This is a genomic window from Epilithonimonas mollis, from assembly GCF_900142325.1.
In the GTDB taxonomy this organism is placed as follows: Bacteria; Bacteroidota; Bacteroidia; order Flavobacteriales; family Weeksellaceae; genus Epilithonimonas; species Epilithonimonas mollis.
Window position 1 is genome coordinate 532790 of sequence record NZ_FRAM01000002.1, and the last position, 24733, is coordinate 557522.

Below are 24733 nucleotides of genomic sequence, written 5' to 3' on the forward strand. Positions count from 1 at the left end.
AGTGTATCAGGAACTTTTATTGAGAGAAATCAGAAACAAAATCGGGGACAAATCTCTGAATGACGAGTTGGCAAATGTCCTCAACATAAGTTATGACGCAGCGCACAGAAGAACATCTATGAAATCTAAATTTTCTTTGGAAGAAAGTCTGCAACTCGCCAAGTTCTATAACATTTCTTTGGATAGATTTTTAGAAAATACTGATAATCTTTTGGTAAAGAAGACAAAAGCGGTTAACAAAACCGAAGATTTACATTCGTTTTTTGACAATACTTTGGATATTTTGAGTTCCATTCAGTTTTCGGAAAATTCTGTGATTTATTATTCTGCGAAGGATATTCCGTTTTTTTATACACTTTCGGATACGCCTTTGTCGAGATTCAAAATCTATGTCTGGATGAATCTTTTGAACTCAAAACAGGTTTTTATTCCATTTCAGGATTTTCAACCCGAGCCGTTTAATTCAAAAACTCAAATTCTGAGAGAGATTTATGAAAGTCAAAATGTAAAAGAATTGTGGAATGATATGACGATTTCCAGCATTCTGTTGCAGATTTCATTCTATTTTGAAATCGGACTACTAAGGAAAAATGATGCTGTTTTGATATTAGAAGAATTGGAAAATTTGATTCAATATATCGAAAATAAAACCGAGACCAATCCGCATTTTCAGATCTATCAGAACGAGCTGGTCCATCTTTCCAATGATATTTTTATCTCAAATGGTTCACAATCGACTTTAGCGATTCCCTGCAATATGTTTGGTTATCTGTTGACCAATGATACAAAAACCTGTAAGGAAACGCTGAATTATTTTGAACATCAAATCAAAAATTGTAAATCTCTGAACACTGCCGGAAACAGAGATAGAAAATTGTTTTTCAATAGAATGTATCGACAAGTTGAGGATTTAAAACTGAAATTATAATGAAAAACCTGCGTAATGGCGAATTTTTCGGGCAGACCAATGAGAAGCTCAGCTTTGATGGATTGACCATTACGGATACAGAATACACGCATCCTTACGTCGATTGGCATTACCACGAAAATCCATATTTTACGTTTCTTTTGCAGGGAAATATGACGGAAGGGAACAAGAAGGAAATCTACGATTGTTCTGCCGGAACTTTGCTGTATCATCATTGGGAAGATGCGCATTACAACATAAAACCGGATATTTTCACACGGGGTTTTCATATCGAAATCACGGAAGAGTGGTTTGAGAAATTTCAGCTTTCAAAGGATGTGGAAGGAAGTTTCAATATCAGAAAACCGGCTTCCAAATTATTGATTTACAATATTTTCAAAGAATCAAAATTGACTGATAAAGCTTTTGAATTGAGTATTAATCAGATTTTGTTAAATCTTTTCAGTCAGTTATCCAATCAAAGACAATCTTCAGAAAAGAAACCAGTTTGGGTCAATCAGATTGATGAAATTCTTCACGAGAGTTTTACAGAAAAGTTAAATCTGACAGAACTTTCTAAAACTCTGAACATTCATCCGATGCATCTCAGCCGTGATTTTCAGAAGTATTTTCAATGCAATCTGGGTGAATATATCAGAAAACTGAAAGTTGAAAAATCATTGATTCTTCTCAGTCAAAATGATTCTCTTTCCGAAGTAGCCTTGGAATGTGGGTTTGCAGACCAAAGTCATTTTATCCGGTGTTTCAAAAAAAATATGGGGATTACACCTTTGAAGTATAAAAATATTATGAAAAAGTAGCGATGTTAATTTCATTCTATTTTTTCCGAAAGTCAAGGCCTAATTTTGTCAGATAAAATTTACAATGAAATCAATTTTTTTTATTCTCTTAATTTTCATATTCGGATTTTCTCAAAGTCAAACTAAAAATATAGTCGAACCTGAAAAAATCGAAAATTCCATTCAGAAAAAGCATTTGAATCAAATTCTGTTTTTAGATAAAATAATTTCAATTGACAATCTGCAGGAATCTGATTTTCTTAAAACAATGACTTTTCGGGAAGATAAAGATTTTGATATCAGAGTTTTTCTTGATAATTCTTTGGTCAATTATCTTCATCAGCTTGATGATTCTTTGACTGTTGATGAGTTGCTTAAAAAAGGAAATTACCAATTCAATTTCTATGTTGACGGAAAATTGATGTATACCGAAAACCTGAATTCCGGAGCAGGAAAGGTGGAAGATAAAAAAGTCAGAACCAATTTTAGAATTCCGTTTCTGAATACACAAAATGAAGATTCCTGGGGACGATATCTTTGGATGAGATTTTTCTTCGCAAACGGTGGAATGGACGCTTTAGAAGTCGGAAATCATATTTTGAAAATCGAAATCAAACCTTATCTTAAAACTCTTAATTTGAAAGTTGGGAACGTAATTGCATCCGGCGAAATCCAATTAATTGTTCCGAAAAAGGATGTTTCTGATGAACAGATTGCAGTTCAAAAAATCAAACCAAATAGTGGCTGGAAAATTTCTGATGAGAAAATCGACCAAGAAAAAATCAGACTTCTCAATCAAAAAATTGCTGAAAACAGATTCAGGGAAATTACGGGAATTGTTGTGATTAAAGATGAAAAATTGTTGTTGGAAGAATATTTTAATGGTTACGGAAGAGATAGCCTGAATGATACACGTTCGGTCGGAAAATCCTTTTCTTCAGCTTTGATGGGAATTGCAATCAAAAATGGATATATCAAAAATGAAAATCAAACTCTGAAAGATTTCTATGGTTTGAAACAATTTAAAAATTATTCTTCGAAAAAAGATAGCGTCACACTCAAAAGTTTGCTCACAATGAGTTCTGCTTTTGATGGTAATGATGCGGATTACGATTCTGCTGGAAATGAAGAAAATATGTATCCAACGGATAATTGGGTGAAATTTACTTTGGATTTGCCAATGACCGGGAACAAAATCGGAAAGAACTGGAATTACTTCACAGCCGGCGTTGTGGTAACCGGAGATATTCTGGACAAATCTGTTCCGAAAGGTTTGAAGGATTATGCGGACAAAAAATTATTTCAACCAATGGGAATTACGAATTACAAATGGCAATTCACGCCTCAGCAAAAACCTTCTTTAGCTGGCGGATTACGAATGCGAGCTTTGGATTTTGCCAAATTCGGACAGCTTTATAAAAATAATGGAATCTGGAAGGGTAAGCAGATTCTGGACAAAACCTGGATTCAAAAAACTTTCACCAATTATTTTTCTGACAATAAAGAATCAGAAGGTTACGGTTATTTGTTCTGGAGAAAAGTCTATAAAGTCGGAAACAAAAATTTTGAATCATATCAATCCAGCGGAAACGGTGGAAACAAAATCATCATTTTTAAAGAAATTCCTTTGGTTATCGTCATCACAGCAAAAGCTTATAACAGGCCTTATGCGCATTCGCAGGTTGATAGGATCGTCCAGGAATATTTACTTCCTTCTGTTTTGAATGAGTGATTTTTTACTCGTCCTTTTTAGAAGGAATAAGGAAAACGTCCATCAAACCTTCCGGTAAAAACATTTTGATGAATCTTTCTTCACGGTTCACTTCCAGGATCCAGTCTCTGATCAGCGGAATGATGATTTCTTTGCCGGCAAGATCAAGAATGAAATAATTCTGAGCCGTCATGTCATTGATAGCGACTATGGTTCCGCAGGTTTTTCCATCTTCTTCACGGATTTCGAAACCAATCACTTCATGGTAATAGAATTTTTTTCCTGTCAGTGGAGGAAGTGTAGAAAGCGGAAGATAAACGCCTTTCCCGATAGACTGGTTCACCAAAGCTTCTGAAGAATTTTTGAAAGTAATGATTTTCGTATCCGCTTTGGACCAGGATTGTTTTTCTACAAAAAAAGGTACCAGCAGTCCATTGATTTCTAAAAAAATGGAAGTCAGTTTGTCATACATTTCAGGTTGATCCGTGTCCAGTTTCAGGATGACATTTCCCTGTAATCCATGTGTTCTGGTAATCGTTCCCAGAAAGTAGCAATCTTCTTTTTTCATTTTGCAAATATACGAAACCTTCAACGTTTCAAAACTGAGTTGGTTATTAATAACAAAGACACGAAAATATCGTGTCTTTATTATTGTATCTTTTTAAAGAATTAAGCCTTAGTCTCTTCAGTTCCTTCTGCTTCAGCAGTTGGTTCTTCAGCGGCAGGAGCTTCTTCTGTTGCAACTTCCTCAGCAGGAGCATTAGCAGCTTCTTCAGCAGCTTTTGCATCAGCCTCAGCTTTAGCAGCAGCATCAATTCTTGCTTGGTTTACTTTAACTTCAGCATCCAGAGCCGCTTTTTTAGCGTCAGCTTTAGCAGTAGATAAACCTTCAACTTTTCCTTGAACTTTAGCATCTTTAGCCTCAACCCAAGCCGCAAATCTCTTCTCAGCTTCAGCTTCGTCAAAAGCACCTTTAGCAACACCACCTTGAAGGTGTTTTTTGTAAAGCGCACCTTTGTAAGAAAGAATTGCTCTTGCAGTGTCAGTTGGCTGAGCACCGTTATTAAGCCACTTTACGGCAGAATCAACATTTAAGTCGATTGTAGCAGGGTTTGTAATTGGGTTGTAAGTTCCTAACTTTTCGATGAATCTACCATCTCTTCTGGATCTTGAATCCGCAACTACGATGTGGAAAAAAGGCTTGCCTTTTGATCCGTGTCTTTGTAATCTGATTTTTACTGACATAAATTTAAAAATTTTGGGAACACGTCCCGGTTAAATGTTTGAGTTTGCAAAGATATGAAAAAATTCCGATCACCATTCTTTCTGATTCAAATTATTTATGTGTTAGATATTTGAATTTTAAATATTCTGAATTTTCAGGAGCCGGGAACCTGCTTTCCGCTGTATCTTTTTTGTCATTGCAGATATTGTCAGGGATTTTATAAGAAGCTTTGGTCATCATGACAAAAAAGGATGCCGCTGCAATCAGGGCTATGGCTTTTGTGATAAACAGACGGTTAAACTCAAATATAAATCTTCAGAATTAATCAAGGCTTCCAAGATAAAACAGACCCAGACACTGCTGGTTTTCTTCAATTTTCAGAGAATCTTTCAGATGATTGACCAGCTTCGGAGAGCTCCAATAACAACCTGTTTTGTTCGCAGTACAGGTAAGATACATGTTTTGTACAGCCATGGCTGTTGCAGCAATCTCTTCCCATTCAGGAACCAATCCACTGAATTCTACCACGATGGAGATCACAGCATTCGCTTTCGAAATTTTAAAGCCAATATCATCATATTTCTTTTGCAAAAACTGGAATTCTGGTGTAACTTCTTTATAAATATTCTGAAGTTCCTGTCCAAGATTTTGTTTTTCTTCGCCTTTGAAAACTCTGAAACGCCAAGGTTTTGTACGTTTATGATTCGGAGCCAGAACAGCATTGCTTAGAATTTCGTCGAGAATAGACTGTGGGATTTCTTTGTCCGAGTAATCTTTTGGGAAGATGCTTCTGCGTTGTTCTATGATTTGCTTGAGAATTGTTGCTTGTTCCATATTCCAAAGATACAAGAATCAAGACAATTAAAGAAACATGAATAAGTATTAGAATGATACTTCCTGCACCCAGTTTTTAAATTATCTCAACAATCTCCTGGTGGATATTATTAAGGGTAAAATCGTCCCCGACTTTTTTGCCGGTCATGATCTGTGCCATCGGACTTTCCGGAGAAATGGCATAGAAGCGGTCATTCTCAAAGAAAAATTCGCCCAGAGAAACAGAAATATAAAAACGGGCTTTATTCGTAATCACCAATGAACCGAGTTTTACAACATCGGAAGCAGAATTCAGGACTTTTTTCATTTGTTTCTGCATTGTTTTCAGTGACACCATTTGTTTATCCAGATGATAAATCTCCTCCTGTATCTCTTCTCTTATAGAGTCGTATTTTGAAGTTTTCTTGATGTCCCGGCTGGCTTCCAGAGAAAAGTTCAGGTAGAAATCAAGGGTTTTTATTTTGCCGTTTATGGTGTCATTTACAAAGTTCCGTAAGCTGGTCTTGTTATATGTCGTCTTCTGCATGCATCCAATTTTAAATAAAGATAATTAATTTTAAAATAAACAAAAACCTTTCTGATGGGAAAGGTTATATGGATATTTAACATTCATTATTCCAAAAGGTCAGGCCGGCGTTCTTTCGTTATTCTGACTGCTTCATCGTGCTGCCATTCTTCAATCGCTGCAAAGTTGCCACTCAGTAAGATTTTAGGAACTGATAAACCCTTGTAGGTTTCCGGTCTGGTGTAGATAGGATAGGATAAGAGATCATCCTGGAAACTGTCTGTCAGTGCACTTTGCTCATCATTCAGAACACCGGGTAAAAGCCGGATGACAGAATCTGCCAAAACACAGGCCGCTAATTCTCCGCCTGTTAATACATAATCGCCGATGGAAATTTCTTTGGTGATATGCAGATCGCGCACTCTCTGGTCGATACCTTTGTAATGTCCGCAAAGAAAAATCAGATTTTTCCTGATAGAAAGCGTATTGGCGATTCTTTGGTTTAAGGTTTCTCCATCGGGAGTGAGATAGATGATTTCGTCATAATCGCGCTGGGATTTGAGTTCAGAAATGCACTTGTCCAAAGGTTCCACCATCATGATCATCCCTGCGCCGCCGCCATAAGGCTCATCATCGATCTGGCGGTGTTTGCCAATGCTCCAGTCTCTTATATTGTGAAAATGAACTTCTGCTAATCCTTTTTCCACAGCACGTTTTAAGATGGATGTTTTGAAAGGACTTTCCATAAGCTCAGGAAGTACGCTGATGATATCGATTCTCATATCTTTTTATAAATGATGAAATGTAAATGGTAAAGTGTAATCAAATTATCATTTATATTACTGTTCTGTAGGGTTTTTATTTGATGGTGCAATAATCAGCCGGAGAGAAGAGTCTTTGTTGATGTAGCTCCACATCCAGTTGAAGAAAATTGCGATTTTGTTTCTGACGCTCAGAATCAGCATCAAATGTAAGAACATCCAGAAATACCAAGCAAGAAATCCCTGAAATTTAAATTTAGGCAAATCGACGACGGCCCTGTGTTTCCCGATAGTAGCCATAGATCCGCGGTCGATATATTCATACTCTGTCCAGTCTTTTGGCGAGTTTTTCCTGAAGTTTTTCGCCAGATTTTTACCCTGATTGATGGCAACATTTGCAACCTGAGGATGACCTAGCGGATATTTTGGTGTTTCCATATAAGCTATATCACCGATCGCAAAGATGTTTTCAAAACCCTTCACCTGATTATAACGGTTTACAATGTACCGGTTTCTCACAAGATTTTCTTTGTTGAAATCATCAATGATATTCCCAGTAACACCCGCTGCCCAGATTACATTGTTTGTCGGAATCGAGTTTCCGCTTTGCATACGGATCACTTCTCCGTCGTAATCGGTTACTCGCTCGTTTTTTAGAAAAATCACGCCGAGCTGGAGCAGATATTTTTCTGCCGCTTCCTGAGATTCTGGGCTCATGGCTTCCAGCGGATTTTCACCGGCACTTATCAGGACAATATTAAGGTCAGAGAAATTCATCCTCGGATAATCTCTCGGGAGGATGTTCGATTTCATTTCGGAGAAAGCGCCGGCTAGTTCTACACCTGTCGGTCCGCTTCCAACAATTACAAGATTCCAGTTCCCGTCGTCGCTTGATTTTCGTTCGATAATCATTTTTTCAAATGTCATCAGAATATGATTCCTGATCGTGATTGCTTCCTGCGTATTTTTCATTCCTAAGGCAAGATTCTGCATCTTCTGGTTGCCGAAGAAATTGGTTTTGCAGCCTGTAGCGATCACGAGCTTGTCATAAGTGAAAATACCGTCTTCACCAATCACTTTATTCTCAGATGGGATGATTTGCTTAATCTCAGTCATTCTGAACTGGATATTTTTGGATCTCTGAAAAATTTTTCTGAAAGGGAAGGAGATATTTGAAGGTTCGATCCTTCCGGTAGCAACTTGATAGAATAAAGGCTGGAACATATGATGGTTCATCTTATCAATGACCATAACTTTGTATTTTCCCAGATTATTAAGATTCCGTGCAAGCTGTAAACCTGCGAAACCGCCTCCGATGATGACAATCTTTTCCCTCATTGCTAATTTTTTTTACAAATTTAAGATTTTATTGGTGTTCAGTCTGATACAAATATTATGCTCAATCGAATTTATAAAAAAAAGTCCTGCCGAAATATTCCTGCAGGACCAAAAAACACAAATGATGAAATTAATTTTTATAAAAGCCTCCGGCAATTTTGCCTGCCGAAAAAGTTTTAAGGAGATTTCCGGTCAATGTATAAACTGATACTTTAGAATCATCAACATAATTTTTGACATCAGAAATAAAGATTTTACCATCAATCACTTCCATTGCATATATCGTTGAAGCATCAGCGAAAGGTGTGATTGTAAATACCGGAGAAGGTGTAACCGTATTGGACAAATCTGTTACATAAACATTTCCTTTGGAATTGAAAACCACTCTGTTATTTTCAATGCTGAGGTTTTCACCACTCGTAATTCCTGCGTATTTTATTTGTTTTGTGATTGTTCCGGCCGTGTTGATCTGATACAGATAAGTGTCTGTTCCGTCCGGAGCCAAGCTGTACACCATATTGTCAGACGCTACGGTTTTAGTGATGTTCCCTGCCGGAAGTGTAATGGTTTTTTCTACTTCATTGGCACTGTTGATTACAGAAATGCTGTTTCCGAACCCGTAAGAAGCGTGCTGAACGAATACTTTATTACCTGCAGCAACGATTCTTTCTACTGTATCATTAAAAGTGATTTTCTTTACAAAAGCATTATTTGTAGTATTGTAAACGGAAACATAATCAAATGTGTTAAACTTGCTGTTGGTCACATAAAACTGATTTCCGGAAAAAGCTATGTATCTTGGCTGATTGATATTATCCGTGATTGTAGTTTCTTTGTTGAATCTGAATCGGTTGACCACTTCTATTTTATTGGAGTTGTTAACCACGATGTAAGCTTTATCACCACTGAAGCCGATATTATTCACAACATCACCAAGGTTTTCGTTATTCACAGTTTTGAAGATTCCGTTTTCAATGGAAGAAAGATCATTCGCTATAAACGAAACACTTCCGCTTGGCGTTCCATAGTTACCTTCATTGCTCACAAGAATCCCGCTGTAAGATTCCTCCTGGTTTACGAAGACTTCGTCGTCATTACAAGATGCTACTAATAAAAGAGCTGAAGCCAATAGGCCTGTCAAAAATTTGTTGAATTTCATTTTATAATTATTTTTTTAAAAATTTAATTTCAGATTAACAGCATAATTCCTTTTCGGCATGTAATAATAATTCATTGCCTGATAAGCCTGACTGGTAATATTATTAACCCGGAAACCAATCCGGTTGTTTTTGAATATCTTAAAATTAATCCCCGAATTCAGAATCAGATAATCATTCAGAAAATCTTTTTCAATACTGTCAATGTATGTTTTCCCATTGTAAAAAGCCTGAACGAAAATACCAAAAAAAGAATATTGATAATCTGCATTGAAGTTGATACGATGCGTCGGGACATATCTCATCTGTCTCTGGGTTTCCAGATTAACAGATCTGGTGTAGGAATAAGACAGTTTGCTACTTGCGAAGTGTTTTCCAAATTGTTTTTCAAATGACAAATCCGTTTCCAGGCCGTACGCATCAACTTTATTGATATTAATTGGAGACCAGATAGCACCATTCACGGGAATCCAGGTGATATTGTCTATAATATGCATATAATAAGGCGTGATTCCCAACCCGAAATTTTTATACCGGAAACGGTGCGACATCTCTGCCTGCAGAGAGGTTTCCGGTTTCAGATCAGCATTGCCTCCTTCTTTCCAATACAGATCATTGAAAGTTGGAGCTCGAAAGTTTTTTGAAATATTCATTGTGGTCTGATACCAATTGGTTGCGACGTATTTTGCACTTGCGGAAAAAAGAAAAGGACTTTTATAATCTTCAACGATTTCCTGTTTTGCGCCCAGTTCCCAATAGAATTTTCTGGTTTGCAGCTTTCTGTAAAGCAAAGAAAAACTTCCCAAATTCCTTTTTGGTGACTGGATTCCTGACTCGAAACCTTTAGCTTCGTTGTATTGGTATTCCGAAATTAAATTAATGGAAGTGCTTCTTGAAATCACAAAATCAAGATCATTTTTAACGATATATTGTTTGCCGGTTCCGCCGTTGGTTTTTGAATCTTCAACATCGCCGAAATACTGAAAGTAATCTTCAAGATAAGCCAGTTTGAAATTGTTCTTTAACGATTCGGAACGGACTTTCCAACCGGCTAAAGTCCGGAAGGTCTGAACAAGATATTTTGTGCGGGTCTGGTTTTCGGAAAAAACGGGGAAGTGCTGATCACTGTCATAATGCTGGCTCTGCCAGTAAAACTCATTGTTTGGATTGGTTTTATAAGCTAACCCAAGATTAAAACTTGTGTTTTGATATGCTCCGTTTCTGTTAATGAATTTTTTTTCAGGAACTTCATAGTCATTATCACTTTGGGAATGATTGATATTCAGGTTGAAGCTGAATTTTTCATTGCTGTAATTGGCTTTTACCAAAGAATTAATGGTGTTAAATGAGGCATATTCAGTAAAAAAAGTACCGTTGAAACCTCTTTTGAAATCCAAAGAATTGTTGAGATGGATGGAGCCGCCAATCGCACCGCTTCCATAGATTACACTGCCACCGCCGAATTTGATGCCGATACTCTCGTAGCTTAGCGGATTCATATTGTTAATGTCGCCCTGACCGAGAAAAATAGAATTGATATTGATCCCGTTCCATACAAATGCCGTTTGGAAAGCTGTTGTTCCCCGGAATGACGGCGATGAGGTTGCGCCGCGTCCGTTCTCTTTGATATAAATATTACTTTGAAATCGTAATAAGTCTGACAGAGAAGTGGCGTTTTCCAGAATTTCCTCAGAATTAACACTAATGATCTTTGATGTTTTAGATGTTTTATTAAATTGATTATCAATGAATAAGGTGTCTATCAAAATTTCCTGGGCGGAAAATTGACCTGCGTTTAAAATGAAAAAAAGTGCAAAAAAAAGTTTCTTCATACCTGCCTTTCCTCCGAAAGCATTGATTTAAAAATTATCCTTGGCAGGTCTCCTGACTTTCGCTGATTTTGCGCCTTCTCACGCGCCTGTGGCGAGCAATGGCAAAGATTACAAAATCTCAAATTACGATTTACAGTTGCGGGGACAGTCGGAGAATTGCACTCCGTTCCCTTTTAATCCCGGACAAAACATCCGGAAACCAAAGTGCTGCAAATATATGTATAATTAGAATACCATCGTCAGCTTTTTTTAATAAAAAATGCTGCCTGAAAAAGGCAGCACTTGCTAAATAATTATGAAAAGATGAATTTACTTCTTCATGATTTTGAAAGATTTGTTAGCTTTTCCGTCATTGGTCTTCAGGATGTAATTTCCTTTTGGTAATCTAATGGTGTTCAAAACAGAAGATTTTGAATCTGTTTCTTGTTCCATTACTTTTTTACCGGACATATCAAAAACTTCAATTTTGCTTATTTTATGATCGGACTCGATAGTAAGTTTATCATCAACAGGATTTGGATAAATCTTCACGATACTTTTAGAAGTTTCAGTAGTCGCCAATACCTCTTTCACGTGGATGTTGAAAACACAGGTGTCTATGATAACACCGTCTTTTACCAGATTATGAACAATTACATTATCACCGATTGGAAAATCTGAGCCAGACTCTGCACCTTGAACCAGGACTACTGTCGGAGCTGGAGCAGCACATTCATAATAAACTTTGAAAACACCGTCCAGTCCATCTTTTACTGTCCAATTATTACCACTATTGCCGGAGATATAGGTGTTTGAAGTTGTGCCGTCATAGGTTTTAGCTTCCCAGGAAACTAAAGGTCCTTGTGCTTGCATTGCCACCCAATATTTTCCGCTTTGCAGTTCTACAGTTTCAGGTAATTTAATTGAAACTTCATATACTGCAAATCCGTTAGAAGCAGTTCCAACCTGGTTTTGAAATTCATAAGTAAGATTTTCAAAAGATTTTACAAGCTCGCCAGGCTGACCATTGTTGTCTTTATAGATATAAACGTTTGTGCCGTAAGAAAATCTAACAAAATTAGGCACAATTTTATTCACCTTCATTGTCTGACCGGCTGGCACGATGAAATCATTTGCTACCAAAACATTACTAAAGCTAACTGAATTTTGAAAATTATTACTTGGATAATTGATGCTGCAGGATGCGGTAGAATTTCCGGAACAAGTGAAAGGAAGTTCATAAGTTACTTTTGCAGTCGTTCCACCAGGATTTGTGTTGGCATTGATATCTGCAGGACAAGCGAAATCACATCCAGGGTTGTCCATTCCATTAGTGATATTAAATGTGTAGTCTTCTGCCTGTCCGGAATTGTAGTAATATCCTGATGCGCCTGTTGGCCAGAACATAGAATATGCTGAAACAGATTGCATTTTCAGAACCCGCACTCTGGTGTTTCCGTTGATGGCATTTTGAGGAATTGTTATTGGAAATTCAGTGAATTTGTCATCAACGCCAGTAGATCCAAAAATATAACCTTCGCTGGTGATCTCGTTATCCTCGTCCAAAATGCCATTGTGATTCCAGTCTATAAACAATGTATAGGTGTCTGGAGCAAAACTGGATCTGTTTTTACCTTTTATTTTGACATTATAAGTCTGGCCTGCCTGCAGATCGAATACTTTGTTACTCATATCTTCATAAAAAGAAGAACTGTTCGGATCTGTATTATAGCCTGTACCATTCACTTCGAATCTGGTGATCGGAGTAGCAGGTATCATATTATCCACTTTATTGATTGGGTCATAGGATTGCGGATTCGGATTGTCAGGGAGAATCGTAAATTCTGTAGCACCATAATAATTGGTTTGAAATTGCTCTACATTAATTCTCCATTTCCCGGCAATATCGGGCATTGTATCTCCCCAGGGAAAAGTTGGTGTATTACCATTAAAAGTCATAGTAAATTCTCCATTTTCATCTGCATAATATTGACCTGTGATTGCAGAGCCAGATTCATTAGGAGAAAAAAGATGAACGATAACTTGTGCATTAGGTTCTATATTACTAGCGTGAACTGTTAGCCCGAAGCTAAAGAATTGACTCATTTTCAATTGCTTGAAGTTAGTACTGACAGGTATGATGTCATTGTCACTTTTTTTAACAGTCAGATTTGCATTGGCTGTTTTTCCATTGTTATCCGTGGCTTTCACAATGTGTGTTCCCAGTATTGACTTATACTTTTTGGCACTGATCTGAATAGAAAATTTTCCTTCACTGTCTGCAGTTCCTTCAAAATCTCTCCACCTTTTTCCGCTTGGATCAGTTGCAAAAACCGTTACTTTAGAATTCGGGGTGAATCCCGTTCCCAATACAGGAAAACCTCCTGACCAGTACCACCATTCATCAATGGTTCCTGATGTGTCAGATACCAAAGAAGTGTCTAATGTGATTTGCTGTGCGTTCCAAAGCCCGAAAAATAATAACATCAAGCTTCGTAATAGTAATTTTACATTCATTTATTTAATTTTTTATGATTAATTGATACAATGTTACAAGTAAGTGTGAAGTTTTCAATTTTTTGGATAGTAACATTATGAATACTCACTTTATAATTAAGTAACATTTTATATACAATTTATTTAAATATTTGATTGTCAGTTGGTTAAAATCTTATTTTAATTTAATAGAAAAATAATCCTAAATTTGATCATTACTTCTAGTTATGCGCAATGTTTTAGCTGTATTTTTTATCTTTTTAAACGTCTGCTTTTATGCTCAGGATAGCCAGAAAAATTCTGACGCATATGTGAAACGTCTGATCAATCTGATCAGAGGTAATAATAATAACAGGATAAAATCGATGAGCTATATACAGGAAGCACTTCGTTTTGAAAAAGAAATAGCAGACTCAACCCGTGTTGAACTCTATGTGACAGCCGGTAACTGCTACAAAGATCAGGAATCGTATTATCTTGCGCTCAGCTATTATTACAAAGCTCTGGAAATCAAAAATGAAAAGAAATCAAACCGTTCTTTTTCAATACTCAATAATATTGGAGGCTGCTACTATTTTATGGGCAATTACAAAAAAGCCCGTCATTTTTGGGAACTGGCGCTTAAGAAATTTGAGTCCAATAAAGCCAGCCAGAACGTTGAAGGTTCACTGATATACAATAATCTTGCAGTTTTGGAGAAAGAACATGGCAACTATGCCAGAGCTCTTGAAATGCTGAAAGAATTCAAAAAACGGAATGAGATTCTGAAGGATACTTTCAATATTATCATTGCTTATGAAAATATAGCAGGTGTTAATGTCAAATTAAAAGAGTCTGATCTGGCAATTTCTAATCTGTCAGAAGGAATCCGTCTTGCAAAAAAAATCAGGTCAGATTATGACCAGGCGAGTCTTTATACGGACATTGGAAATGTTTATCTTTCGCAGCCTGGCCGCAAAGATTCGGCCTATTATTATCTTTCCAATGCTTTCAATATTGCTAACAGAAGTGATTTTTCTGATATCAAATTAGCATCCTCGGAAAAGCTGGTATCTTATTTTGAAAAACAAAATGATTATAAAAACGCACTGTATTATCTGCATATTGCCAAATCTTTGTCGGAAGCTACCATAAACAAAGAAAATGCGAAGAAGGTCTCCAGGTTGGAGTCAGAATTTGAAGAGAAAAATAAGCAGAAAGAATTGCTTCAGCAGCAGAAAAGAAGAGAACGGTATTTTATTTCCGGGATCGTTCTGTTATTGTTATTTTCCGTGATTGTTTTCCTGATGTTCAAACTTCAGAAGAGCAAATCAGAGAAGAAAGCAGCAGAAAATAAACTGCTCTCCAAAAAACTGGAGGAGAAAAATAAGGAACTGGCAAACAATGCCGTGAAAATGATGCAGGCTTCCGAGATTTTCCAGACCACACAAAAGGAACTTAAAGAAATGGATCCGAAATATGAAGACGACCGTAAGGTGATATCAAGAATCATCATGGATTTCAAAAAAGGTTCGCAGGCGCTCAATAATTCTGAATTTGACAAGCTTTTTATAGAAACTGATGAAGATTTCTACAAAAAATTACTTGAAAAATTCCCATCACTTACCAAAAATGAACTCCGGCTTTGTGTATTTCTAAGGCAAAATCTCTCATCCAAAGAAATCTCAGCGATAACCAAACAAAGTCCCCACAGTATTGTTGTTGCGAGATCAAGGCTGAGAAAAAAGCTCGGACTCGAAGAATCTCAGAGTATCAGTAATTTTCTGATTCGGTTTTAATTTTGAAAGAGCGATTCATAAAATGTCTGCAATGGTTTCGGGAAGGATTTTTCATCAGCTTCAGTTTTACCCACACTCAGAAAATTATTTTCTTTTTCAAATGTTTCAAATTCTTTTTCCGAATCGATTTCGACAACATTAATTTCAATTGAAAGGTTTTTATGGGTCAGTTTATGGCTGATGATTTTTGAATTGATGATATAATCGTTCCATTTTTCAGGAACCGAAGTTGGAAACTCGTACAGTTTTTTCCAGATGAAGTCATTGCCTCTTTGTTTGATGAGGAACTGATTTTTATGCTTCACAAAAAAATATTTAAGACTCAGATCTGATACTTTTGTCTTTTTAGTTTTCACTGGAAATTCGGCAATTCTTCCGGTCTGGAAAGCGATGCAATCTTCATTGACGGGACAGAAAAGACAAAGCGGATTTTTCGGCCTGCAGATTTCCGAACCGATATCCATGATCGCCTGATTGAATTCGCCCGGTTTTTTATCAGGCATCATTCGTAAAGCTAAATCCGAGAAATATTGGAATGCTTTAGAACCAGAGATGTCAAAGTCATCAGCAAAAATCCTGGACAGAACTCTGTAAAAATTACCGTCAACAGCTGGGATTTTTTCTTCAAAACAAATGCTTGCAATCGCAGCAGCAGTGTATTTTCCGATGCCTTTAAGTTTAAGAATATCATTGTAATGATTCGGAAATGCGCCGTTGAATTCTGCTACGATCTGATGAGAAGCTTTGTGCAGATTAATCGCTCTGGAATAATAACCAAGCCCTTTCCAGTATAATAAAACTTCATCTTCCGAAGCCTGATGCAGTTCTTTTACCGTGGGAAATCTTTCAATAAAACGGAGATAATGGCCAAGACCTTGTTTTACCTGAGTTTGCTGTAAGACAATCTCGCTGATCCATATATTATAAGGATTCCTGTTTTCTCTCCACGGAAGTTGTCTGGCATTAGTATCATACCACTTTGTAAGCTTTTTTCCAATGTGAAGAAAATCAGCATTTTGTTTGTTTGTTTTCAAAAATATATCTTATATTTGCACACCAAAAATATAAAGAATTTTAGAAAATGACAAAGGCAGAATTGGTAAATACCATCTCGAACAAGCTGGGAGTAGAAAAGAATGATACACAGAAAGTTATCGAAGCTTTTATGCAGGAAATCAGAACCTCTATGTACAATGGAGATAATGTTTATCTGAGAGGATTCGGTTCTTTTATTATCAAAACAAGAGCGGCTAAAACAGGTAGAAATATTTCTAAGAATACGGCGATAGAAATCCCTGCTCACAACATCCCTGCTTTCAAACCTTCAAAAACTTTTGTGGAGAAAGTGAAGACCAAAGTTGCAGTGAAATAATTAAATTTGAATATTAACAGTATAAAAAAATATAAATTATGCCAAGCGGAAAGAAAAGAAAAAGACACAAGGTAGCAACCCACAAAAGAAAGAAAAGAAGAAGAGCAAACAGACACAAAAAGAAAAAATAATTTAGCCTTTTTGAGTCTTATACATATTAAATATAGTTGGCAGTTTGCCAGCTATATTTTTGTTTTATATTTACAACCTAATTTTAATAAAACCTTTTTATGAAGTTATGAAGAAAGAACTGATTATTTCCAATGATGGAGATGCTTCAAAAATCGCTTTATTGGAAGATGGCCGTCTTTTTGAACTTCACGAGCAAGAGACCAAGAGCGACTTTGTAGTCGGTGACCTTTTTTTGGGAAAAATCAAAAAACTGGCTCCGAATCTGAATGCCGCTTTTGTGAATATCGGTACGGATAAAGATGCTTTTCTGCATTATCAGGATCTGGGTCCGCAATTTCTCTCTTATCAGAAATTTCTGAAAAATACCATTTCAAAAAAACAGCAGACTGCAAGTCTGAAGAATTTTGAAACGGACAGGGACATCAACAAGATGGGAACGGTGGACAAGGTACTAACAGCCGGCGATCTTGTATTGCTCCAGATTACCAAAGAACCAATTTCTACAAAAGGACCGAGAATCTCAACTCAGATTTCGCTCACAGGTCGTTTTCTGGTTCTGATTCCTTTCGATAATAAAATCTCTGTTTCCAAAAAAGTCGCAAGTCAGGAAGAAAAAACCAGACTGAAAACGCTGATAGAAAGCATCCGCCCGGAAGGATTCGGGGTGATTATCAGAACGGTTGCAGAAGGAAAAAAAGTAGCTGAGCTCCATAATGATATGAACCAGCTTATCAAAAAATGGGAATCTACGTTCAAGAATATTCAGAAAAATAAAGTTCCGAGCAAAATCCTGAGCGAAGAAGACAAAGCATCATCGATTCTGAGGGACAATTTTAACCAGGATTTCGTAAGTATCATTTGTGATGACGAAAAAATGGTGGAGGATATGAAAGCTTACATCGAAGTCATAGCTCCTGAAAGAAAAAATATCGTTCAGTTCTACGATTCTCACATCCCGCTTCTGGAATATTATAACGTAGAAAAACAGCTGAAGCAGAGCTTCGGAAAACATGTGAATATCCCAAGTTCCAAAGGTGCATATCTTGTCATAGAGCACACAGAAGCCCTTCATGTAGTGGATGTCAATTCCGGAAACAATATTTCATCGGCTAATACGAACAAAACCCACGCCCTGAATGTCAATAAAATGGCAGCCACAGAAATTGCAAGACAACTCCGTCTGCGTGATATGGGCGGCATCATTGTAGTGGATTTTATAGATATGACCGATCCGGAACACAGGAAAGAGCTCTACGAACACTTCCGCGAAGAGATGAAGCGTGACAAGGCAAGGCACAAGATTCTCCCGCCTTCCAAATTCGGTCTGATCCAGATGACCAGACAACGCGTGCGACCGGAAAAACACATCGAGACTTCTGAAGAGAATCCGAATAAAGACGGCGAAATATTAGCGCCAATCGTGATTGTAGAAAAAATGGAAGATTCTATCCGAACGATCATGCAGACTGAAAAGGGCAAACTTTTTCTGCATGTGCACCCGTTCGTGGAAGCTTATCTTACGAAAGGGTTGGCGAGCATCCAAAACAAGTGGTTTTTGAAATACAAAAAATGGGTGACCATCATCCCGAGAGATTCCTTCAAAATGCTGGAGTTCCATCTCTATAACTCCAATAAAAAGGAGCTGATGAGTTACTCGAATTAAGAAAAATAAAAAAGCAAATCTACTAGATTTGTTTTTTTATTTTTTCAGGACAATTATTTTCGAGAAAGTATCTGAAACATTATTAATAAAATTATTATACTCTTTTATCTCATTGGTATCAAAGATTATTTTGTTTATAAGTAAAGACCAAGTTATAGTGCTTTCACCATTTTTGTTTTCTATTTCCTGTACATACTGGAGCTTGTTATCAAATGCAGACAGCTTTTCCTGAAAGGATGTGGTTTCGATTTTATATCCATCAGGTATTTTTACTTTCAACTGTATGGTTTTCAAAAAAGGGAAATCAAGTTCTACAGGATAATTCCTGTCCGGTTCAACCGTTAGTTCCTTTATTTTTTCTTCGAATGGATTTTCTAATGTGAAAAAAGATTCATTTGGACTTTCAAAAATTGCAGTTCTGTAGTTGATTTTCCAGTCATTCAGTTCCTTTTTATTGTTTTCAATGAGTTTAGTTATGGGGGCTTTTACAGAAGCTTCATCTTTGTAAGAAGATAATTCATAGTAACCCTTATACTGATCCCGGATTTTCATTGTAAGAGAGTCGCTTTTTATCTCAATTTCCTGCTGAGAGACATACTCGGAGAGTTTTGGAGATACTTTGATGAAATTATCATTAATCAGATCTAAACCATAAGCCAGGTTATTGAAATAATCCCTCGGAAGATAATACACATCTTCTGGTGTGGAAATGGCAGCGTCAATCATTATTTTTTCGTCATCCAGACTTACAATGGTGACTAGAGTTTGTAATTTTGATAAAATTGGATAGCCGGCAACTATTCTGCCATTGCTTCGCAGACTGTTGACTGCCAATTGGGAATGGATATTCTTTTCTCTAAGAATGCCCTGTAAAAAAATATTGAAATCGGCAGCATTACCTTTTTTAGTTATCAGGAAATTGCTTTTTATTCTGTCGGTTTCGATCGCATAATATTCATTCCATTTGTAATTGCTTCTAAGATATTGCAGGCAATTCTTTAAGGTTTCCGACTTGTTCTTTCCGGATTGTATTTTATTGGCAAATTCCTTAAAATCCAAATTTTCAATGCTTTTTTCTTTTTTTTCATTAATAAGATTTCTAAACCCTTCCCAAGTATTTTCTGAGTAATAAGTCGCGTAAAAACGTTTTGCACTTGAATATTGGAAAACAATTCTTTCCACATTGTCAGAAACGTTATAAATGTGATTATAAGTATTATAGCTGGGAATATTGCTCAATTCCCACTCCCTTGTTTTTTGATTCTTTTGATATTTCTTTCCTAATCTGGAGGTAGGAAAAATTAAATTATAGCTTCCTGCTACGGATTTTAATTTTAGTTTTGATGAAAGAGTAGGTAAGGCGTTTTGAAAATACCAGGCAGAGTAATACATATTATAAGGCCTTGTTATTGTGACTTTGTATTCTATAATAGAACCTACATGTACATTAGGAAAAGCTATTGCCAGTTCTTTGATATCATTACTTTTGTTATAGATTATAATATCCTTTTTGTTGATGGGAGTAATAACCTGTTTACCATCCACGATATTGATCGTATGCGCGTCTCTGAAGACAACATTGTCAAATCTGTTTTTCGAATTATAGCTCCATTTTTTCTGTGCAAAAGTAAACCCGTTCGGGGATAATATTTTTATTCTGATATGTTCATCAAGTATATAGCCGGCCAGGTCTATTTGAAGTTCACCATATTCTTTCAATGTCACAGCGTCAGCATTAGCTTCAAAAGCTACACTTTTCAAATCAATTTCTTCCTGTGAGACTTTTCCCCATTCAAAATCCTGGGAAAAGACAATTCCGGAAAATAAAACAAAGAATATCTTTAAAGCATTATTTATCATAGCAATTAGTTGACATCAAAAATAATAAAATATTTTTCCCCTTTAACTAATATTTAACGCTGCAAAAGAGTTAATTAATTTATTATTATGATATTTTGGTAATAATTTTGATAGATAATAAACAAACGTACAAATATATATGTCAGGAAAAATTTTATGGATAGATGATGAAGTAGATTTGCTAAGACCTCATATCGTCTTTTTAGAGAATAAAGGTTATAAAGTGACGCCCGTAAACAACGTGAACGAGGCACTTGAAATCATAGAAAAAGAAAAATTCGCATTAACACTGCTTGATGAAAATATGCCCGGAATATCCGGACTGGAAGCGATTCCGATGATCAAAGAAAAGGATAGTGCGCTCAAGATTGTGATGGTCACCAAAAGTGAAGAAGAGCACATTATGGAGCAGGCAATCGGTTCGCAGATCGAGGATTATATCCTGAAACCGGTGAATCCCAATCAGGTTTTATTATCCCTGAAAAAAAACCTGCAAAGCGAATCTCTGGTGGAGCAAAAGACCATCGTTGATTATCAGCAGGAATTCAGGAATCTGAGTATGGAGCTGTCCTATCTAAGAACCTATCAGGATTGGGCAGAATATTATAAAAAAATCCTGAATTGGGAAATCAAGTTTGATAAGGTCTTTGACAACGAGTTTGCAGATCTGCTTCAGAATCAGAAGGAAGAGGCAAACATTCAGTTTTCAAAATTCATAGAGAATAACTATGAAGAATGGCTTCATGGCAATGAAAAACCAATGATGAGCCACACACTCTTCAAAGATAAGGTGAAACCCGAACTGGAAAAAGAAAAAGTCCTTCTCCTGATGGTGGATAATCTGAGATATGATCAGTGGAAAGTGATAGAACCTTTATTTACAAGATTCTATAATAAAACTTCAGAAGATTATTATTTCAGTATTCTCCCGACAGCAACTCAGTATGCAAGAAACTCTTTTTTTGCAGGTCTGATGCCGTCAGAAATAGAAAAAAGATTCCCCGAGTATTGGTTCAATGACAATGAAGAAGGGAACAAAAATGAGCACGAAAGAGATTTCCTTGAAGACCAGATGAAGCGTCTCGGCTTATCAGGGAAATCAATGAAATATCTTAAAATCCTGAATGCAGATTTCGAAAGGAAAATTCTTGACGATTTCAATCAGCACAAGAACAATGACTTGTTGGTTATAGTTTATAATTTTATTGATATACTGTCGCATGCAAAGACAGATAATAATATTGTAAATCAATTGATTAGAGATGATAAAACATTCCGTTCATTGACATACAATTGGTTCGAAAATTCATCGTTGATTAAGATTATCAAAACTGCTGCAGAAAATGGCTTCAAATTGGTAATCACCACAGACCACGGAACAGTATATGTTAAAAAGCCAAGCAAAGTGGTGGGAGACAGAGAAACCTCCACCAACATCCGGTACAAAACCGGCCGCAGCCTGACCTACGAGGACAAGGATGTCTGGGCCATTAATAACCCAGACAAACTATTCCTGCCAAAAGGAAACCTAAGCTCAAAATATATTTTTGCAAAGAATAATATTTTCCTTGCATACCCAAAAAACTATAATCACTTTGTCAACTATTACAAAGATACTTATCAACACGGGGGAATCTCTCTGGAAGAGGTCATCATTCCGATAAGCATATTAGAGCCCAAATAGTTTTTTTCATAGTTTATTTGATTTGGGTTTATTGGGCGGAAAAAATTGATTACTTTTTCCGCCTTTTTATTTTACTTTTGTGATAAAATAAATCCTATGAAACTTTTATTACAATTACTTACATTATTATTAAGTACATTTAATTTCTCACAAAATTTTAAACAAGCCGAAATTATATTAGAAAATGATTCAAAGATTGTTGGTTTTGTATTTTATAATTCTCCATACCATACACCACAATCATTTATATTTAAAAATTCTGAAACTGGTATAGAAAAAATTTATAATAAAAATGAAATAAAAAGGGTAACTGTAAATAATTACGGCGAATTTGTAAAATCTGATGTTGAAATTTCTAGACACGAAGAGTCTCAAATTAAGATGTCATACGATGGAAAATTTAATCTTCAAAAAGAAAATTTAATCTTAGAGGTTTTAGTAAAAGGTACTAATAAACTTTATAAATATGCAGACGATAAGAATACCGCTTTTTTTTACTCGACAAATGATAATATAATAAAACCATTATTATATAAGGAATACTATTCTGATAATGAAAGCACAATTATTAAAAATAATCAATTTAGAGCAGATTTGAAATCTTTTTCATGTAAAGAAACTTCTATTAATTTTATAAAATATTCTGATTCAGAGTTGATAAAGTTTTTCCAAAAAGCAAATAAATGTGCTGGAGATACAAACCAAATGATTAAAAGTAATTTCACTAAAAATTATATAAAAGTTTTATTTGCTAAAAATTTTAGTAAAGAGAAGTATGATATCTTCGATGTTGAAAGTTATACTTTTGGGTTAGAATTTGAACATAATATGCCCTTCTTCAATAATGCTGTTTCAATTGCTTTAGTGCCACACTATACAATGTTCAATTCTGATGAAGAAAAGACACAAATTAACTTTTCAGACCTTAAAAATCAATTTGAAATAGCTCTGCTTTTAAGGTATTACCCTTTTAATGCCAAAAATTATAAAATTTTCTTGGGATTATATGCATTTGACTGGCTAATGAGCAATTATATTACGAGAACAGTTTATGCGGGTAATCCATTAAAGAATGAAAAAACTTCGCAATTATTGATTTTTAACAATATAGAATTAGGCTTGCGCTATAAAGATTTTGAAATTTTTGGATTATTAAATATAAGTCCGAATTATTTACAGAGAAATCAAGCTTCTATTGGATTAAAGTATAATATACCATTTATTAAATAAATGAAAATCATCTCCTACAATGTCAATGGAATCCGGGCTGCATTTACAAAAGACTTTTTAGGCTGGCTCAATGTCGCAGGTCCGGACGTGATCTGCATACAGGAAAGCAAAGCCGGTAATGACCAGATCGATATCGATAGTTTTGAAAAACTCGGGTATCACAGTTACTGGCATTCGGCTATCAGAAAAGGTTACAGCGGTGTCGGCATCGCATCCAAAGTAAAACCGTGTCATGTAGAATTCGGTTGCGGCATCGAAAGTTATGATAACGAAGGAAGAATCATCCGTGCAGATTTTGATGACTTTTCCGTGATTTCTGTATATATTCCGTCCGCTTCCAATATCGACAGGTTAGGCTTTAAAATGCAATTCTGCTTTGATTTTTTAGACTATATCAAAGAATTAAAAAAATCAATTCCCAATTTGGTTATCAGTGGAGACTTCAATATCTGTCACGAAGCGATTGATATTCATAATCCGATAGGGTTGGCAAACACATCCGGATTTCTTCCGATGGAAAGGGAATGGATGACTAAATTTATGAATGAAAATCAACTCACAGACAGTTTCAGATATTTTAATGACCAGCCGGATCAGTATTCATGGTGGAGTTATAGGGCAGGTTCCAGAGCCAGAAACAAGGGCTGGCGTTTGGATTATAATTTTGTATCTGAACCATTGAAAGACAAAATGACCAGAGCAGTTATTCTAGCTGAGGTCAAACATTCTGATCATTGTCCTGTTCTTGTGGAGTTTAAAATATAACTTTAACTTACGACAAAACTCTCAAGCAGTGCACGAACAAATCAACCTTATTATAGAAATTCTCGGAACTATATCTTTTGCGATGTCGGGCAGTTTTGCGGCGATGCAGAAGCGTCTGGATCCGTTCGGTGTTTTGATTATTGCGTTTGTCACATCAGTTGGCGGAGGAACTGTTAGGGACTTACTGTTGGATGTTCCTGTCTTCTGGATGACAGATATGATGACCTGTTCACTGATATTTTTCACCTGTCTGTTCTCCATGATTTTTAAATCGATCGAGAAAAACTTTAGGGTTACGCTTTTTATTTTTGACAGTTTCGGGTTGGGATTATTCACGATTATAGGAATCCAAAAAGGACTGAATGCTGATTTGCATCCGTTGATATGCCTGACATTAGGAACCATTACAGGCTGCTTCGGGGGTATTATCAGAGATATCTTGCTGAACAGGATCCCATTGATTTTTCGCAAAGAGATATACGCTACAGCCTGCATTATTGGTGGTGGGATTTTTTTACTGATGTCAGAATTTACAGGCTGGTCGTATACGCTGGTTCAGATTGCGACCATCATTCTTATCGTTGCTATCAGAACTCTGGCTGTTAAATACCATTGGAGAATTCCCAAATTCTATGGCTATGAAAATAATGGAGAAATGTAAATTAATTGTCAATTTTGATAATATATATACAACTTATACAAGA

21 protein-coding genes and 1 riboswitch are annotated in these 24733 nt (G+C 36.1%); of the genes, 10 read left to right on the top strand and 11 right to left on the bottom strand.

Annotated elements, in window-relative coordinates; translation table 11 throughout:
* Position 1 precedes the first annotated feature (1 nt).
* From BUA97_RS09975 to BUA97_RS09985, 3 genes are all read left to right on the top strand, one after another.
* On the top strand, positions 2–928 hold the full coding sequence (locus BUA97_RS09975) for a transcriptional regulator (protein WP_072997690.1): 927 nt from the start codon (positions 2–4) through the stop codon (positions 926–928).
* Complete coding sequence (locus BUA97_RS09980) at positions 928–1728, top strand: helix-turn-helix domain-containing protein (protein WP_072997691.1); 801 nt, start codon at positions 928–930, stop codon at positions 1726–1728. Before BUA97_RS09975 ends, BUA97_RS09980 begins: the two co-directional genes overlap by 1 nt.
* 64 nt (positions 1729–1792) lie before the next feature.
* Positions 1793–3439, top strand: a complete 1647-nt coding sequence (locus BUA97_RS09985; RefSeq protein ID WP_072997692.1) for a serine hydrolase domain-containing protein — start codon at positions 1793–1795, stop codon at positions 3437–3439.
* Positions 3440–3443: 4 nt separating this feature from the next.
* Here the strand turns inward: BUA97_RS09985 and rimM are convergent, their stop codons facing one another.
* The 9 genes from rimM to BUA97_RS10030 form a co-directional block, all read right to left on the bottom strand.
* Complete coding sequence (gene rimM, locus BUA97_RS09990) at positions 3444–3986, bottom strand: ribosome maturation factor RimM (RefSeq protein WP_072997693.1); 543 nt, start codon at positions 3984–3986, stop codon at positions 3444–3446.
* Positions 3987–4087: 101 nt separating this feature from the next.
* On the bottom strand, positions 4088–4663 hold the full coding sequence (locus BUA97_RS09995; RefSeq protein WP_072997694.1) for a 30S ribosomal protein S16: 576 nt from the start codon (positions 4661–4663) through the stop codon (positions 4088–4090).
* Between the two features lie 301 nt (positions 4664–4964).
* A complete protein-coding gene (locus BUA97_RS10000) occupies positions 4965–5477 on the bottom strand; it encodes a nitroreductase family protein (RefSeq protein WP_072997695.1) in 513 nt (170 codons plus the stop codon).
* 76 nt (positions 5478–5553) lie between these two features.
* Positions 5554–6003 (bottom strand): GreA/GreB family elongation factor, encoded by a 450-nt coding sequence (locus tag BUA97_RS10005; protein WP_072997696.1) that lies wholly within the window; start codon positions 6001–6003, stop codon positions 5554–5556.
* Positions 6004–6089: 86 nt separating this feature from the next.
* A complete protein-coding gene (gene trmD, locus BUA97_RS10010) occupies positions 6090–6764 on the bottom strand; it encodes a tRNA (guanosine(37)-N1)-methyltransferase TrmD (protein WP_072997697.1) in 675 nt (224 codons plus the stop codon).
* Positions 6765–6821: 57 nt separating this feature from the next.
* The gene (locus BUA97_RS10015) at positions 6822–8081 is read right to left on the bottom strand and encodes an NAD(P)/FAD-dependent oxidoreductase (RefSeq protein ID WP_072997698.1); all 1260 of its coding nucleotides are present in this window, start codon (positions 8079–8081) and stop codon (positions 6822–6824) included.
* Between the two features lie 130 nt (positions 8082–8211).
* A complete protein-coding gene (locus BUA97_RS10020; RefSeq protein WP_072997699.1) occupies positions 8212–9240 on the bottom strand; it encodes a DUF5074 domain-containing protein in 1029 nt (342 codons plus the stop codon).
* 15 nt (positions 9241–9255) lie between these two features.
* Positions 9256–11070, bottom strand: coding sequence for a TonB-dependent receptor plug domain-containing protein (locus BUA97_RS10025; RefSeq protein WP_072997700.1), 1815 nt, complete (start codon positions 11068–11070; stop codon positions 9256–9258).
* Between the two features lie 25 nt (positions 11071–11095).
* Positions 11096–11289, bottom strand: a riboswitch (cobalamin riboswitch).
* Between the two features lie 90 nt (positions 11290–11379).
* Complete coding sequence (locus BUA97_RS10030) at positions 11380–13566, bottom strand: T9SS type A sorting domain-containing protein (protein ID WP_084081304.1); 2187 nt, start codon at positions 13564–13566, stop codon at positions 11380–11382.
* Between the two features lie 290 nt (positions 13567–13856).
* Between BUA97_RS10030 and BUA97_RS10035 the strand changes: the two genes are divergently transcribed.
* Positions 13857–15323 carry a tetratricopeptide repeat protein gene (locus BUA97_RS10035; RefSeq protein ID WP_175546193.1) on the top strand — a complete coding sequence of 489 codons (1467 nt, stop codon included), beginning with the start codon at positions 13857–13859 and terminating at the stop codon, positions 15321–15323.
* On the opposite strand, the gene mutY is transcribed toward BUA97_RS10035, so the two are convergent.
* Complete coding sequence (gene mutY / locus BUA97_RS10040) at positions 15320–16357, bottom strand: A/G-specific adenine glycosylase (protein ID WP_072997703.1); 1038 nt, start codon at positions 16355–16357, stop codon at positions 15320–15322. The two genes, BUA97_RS10035 and mutY, sit on opposite strands and share 4 nt — an antisense overlap.
* Before the next feature lie 47 nt (positions 16358–16404).
* Between mutY and BUA97_RS10045 the strand changes: the two genes are divergently transcribed.
* Positions 16405–16695, top strand: a complete 291-nt coding sequence (locus BUA97_RS10045; protein WP_027383593.1) for an HU family DNA-binding protein — start codon at positions 16405–16407, stop codon at positions 16693–16695.
* 238 nt (positions 16696–16933) lie between these two features.
* The gene (locus tag BUA97_RS10050; RefSeq protein ID WP_072997704.1) at positions 16934–18490 is read left to right on the top strand and encodes an Rne/Rng family ribonuclease; all 1557 of its coding nucleotides are present in this window, start codon (positions 16934–16936) and stop codon (positions 18488–18490) included.
* A gap of 36 nt (positions 18491–18526) precedes the next feature.
* On the opposite strand, the gene BUA97_RS10055 is transcribed toward BUA97_RS10050, so the two are convergent.
* Positions 18527–20350, bottom strand: coding sequence for a DUF3857 domain-containing protein (locus tag BUA97_RS10055; protein ID WP_072997705.1), 1824 nt, complete (start codon positions 20348–20350; stop codon positions 18527–18529).
* Positions 20351–20489: 139 nt separating this feature from the next.
* Here BUA97_RS10055 and porX point away from each other — a divergent pair, with 139 nt between their 5' ends.
* From porX to BUA97_RS10075, 4 genes are all read left to right on the top strand, one after another.
* Complete coding sequence (porX, locus tag BUA97_RS10060; protein WP_072997706.1) at positions 20490–22034, top strand: T9SS response regulator signal transducer PorX; 1545 nt, start codon at positions 20490–20492, stop codon at positions 22032–22034.
* 96 nt (positions 22035–22130) lie between these two features.
* Positions 22131–23264 (top strand): hypothetical protein, encoded by a 1134-nt coding sequence (locus BUA97_RS10065; RefSeq protein WP_072997707.1) that lies wholly within the window; start codon positions 22131–22133, stop codon positions 23262–23264.
* Positions 23265–24029, top strand: coding sequence for an exodeoxyribonuclease III (locus BUA97_RS10070; protein WP_072997708.1), 765 nt, complete (start codon positions 23265–23267; stop codon positions 24027–24029). It begins immediately after the preceding gene.
* Between the two features lie 28 nt (positions 24030–24057).
* On the top strand, positions 24058–24690 hold the full coding sequence (locus BUA97_RS10075; RefSeq protein WP_072997709.1) for a trimeric intracellular cation channel family protein: 633 nt from the start codon (positions 24058–24060) through the stop codon (positions 24688–24690).
* Positions 24691–24733: the final 43 nt, after the last annotated feature.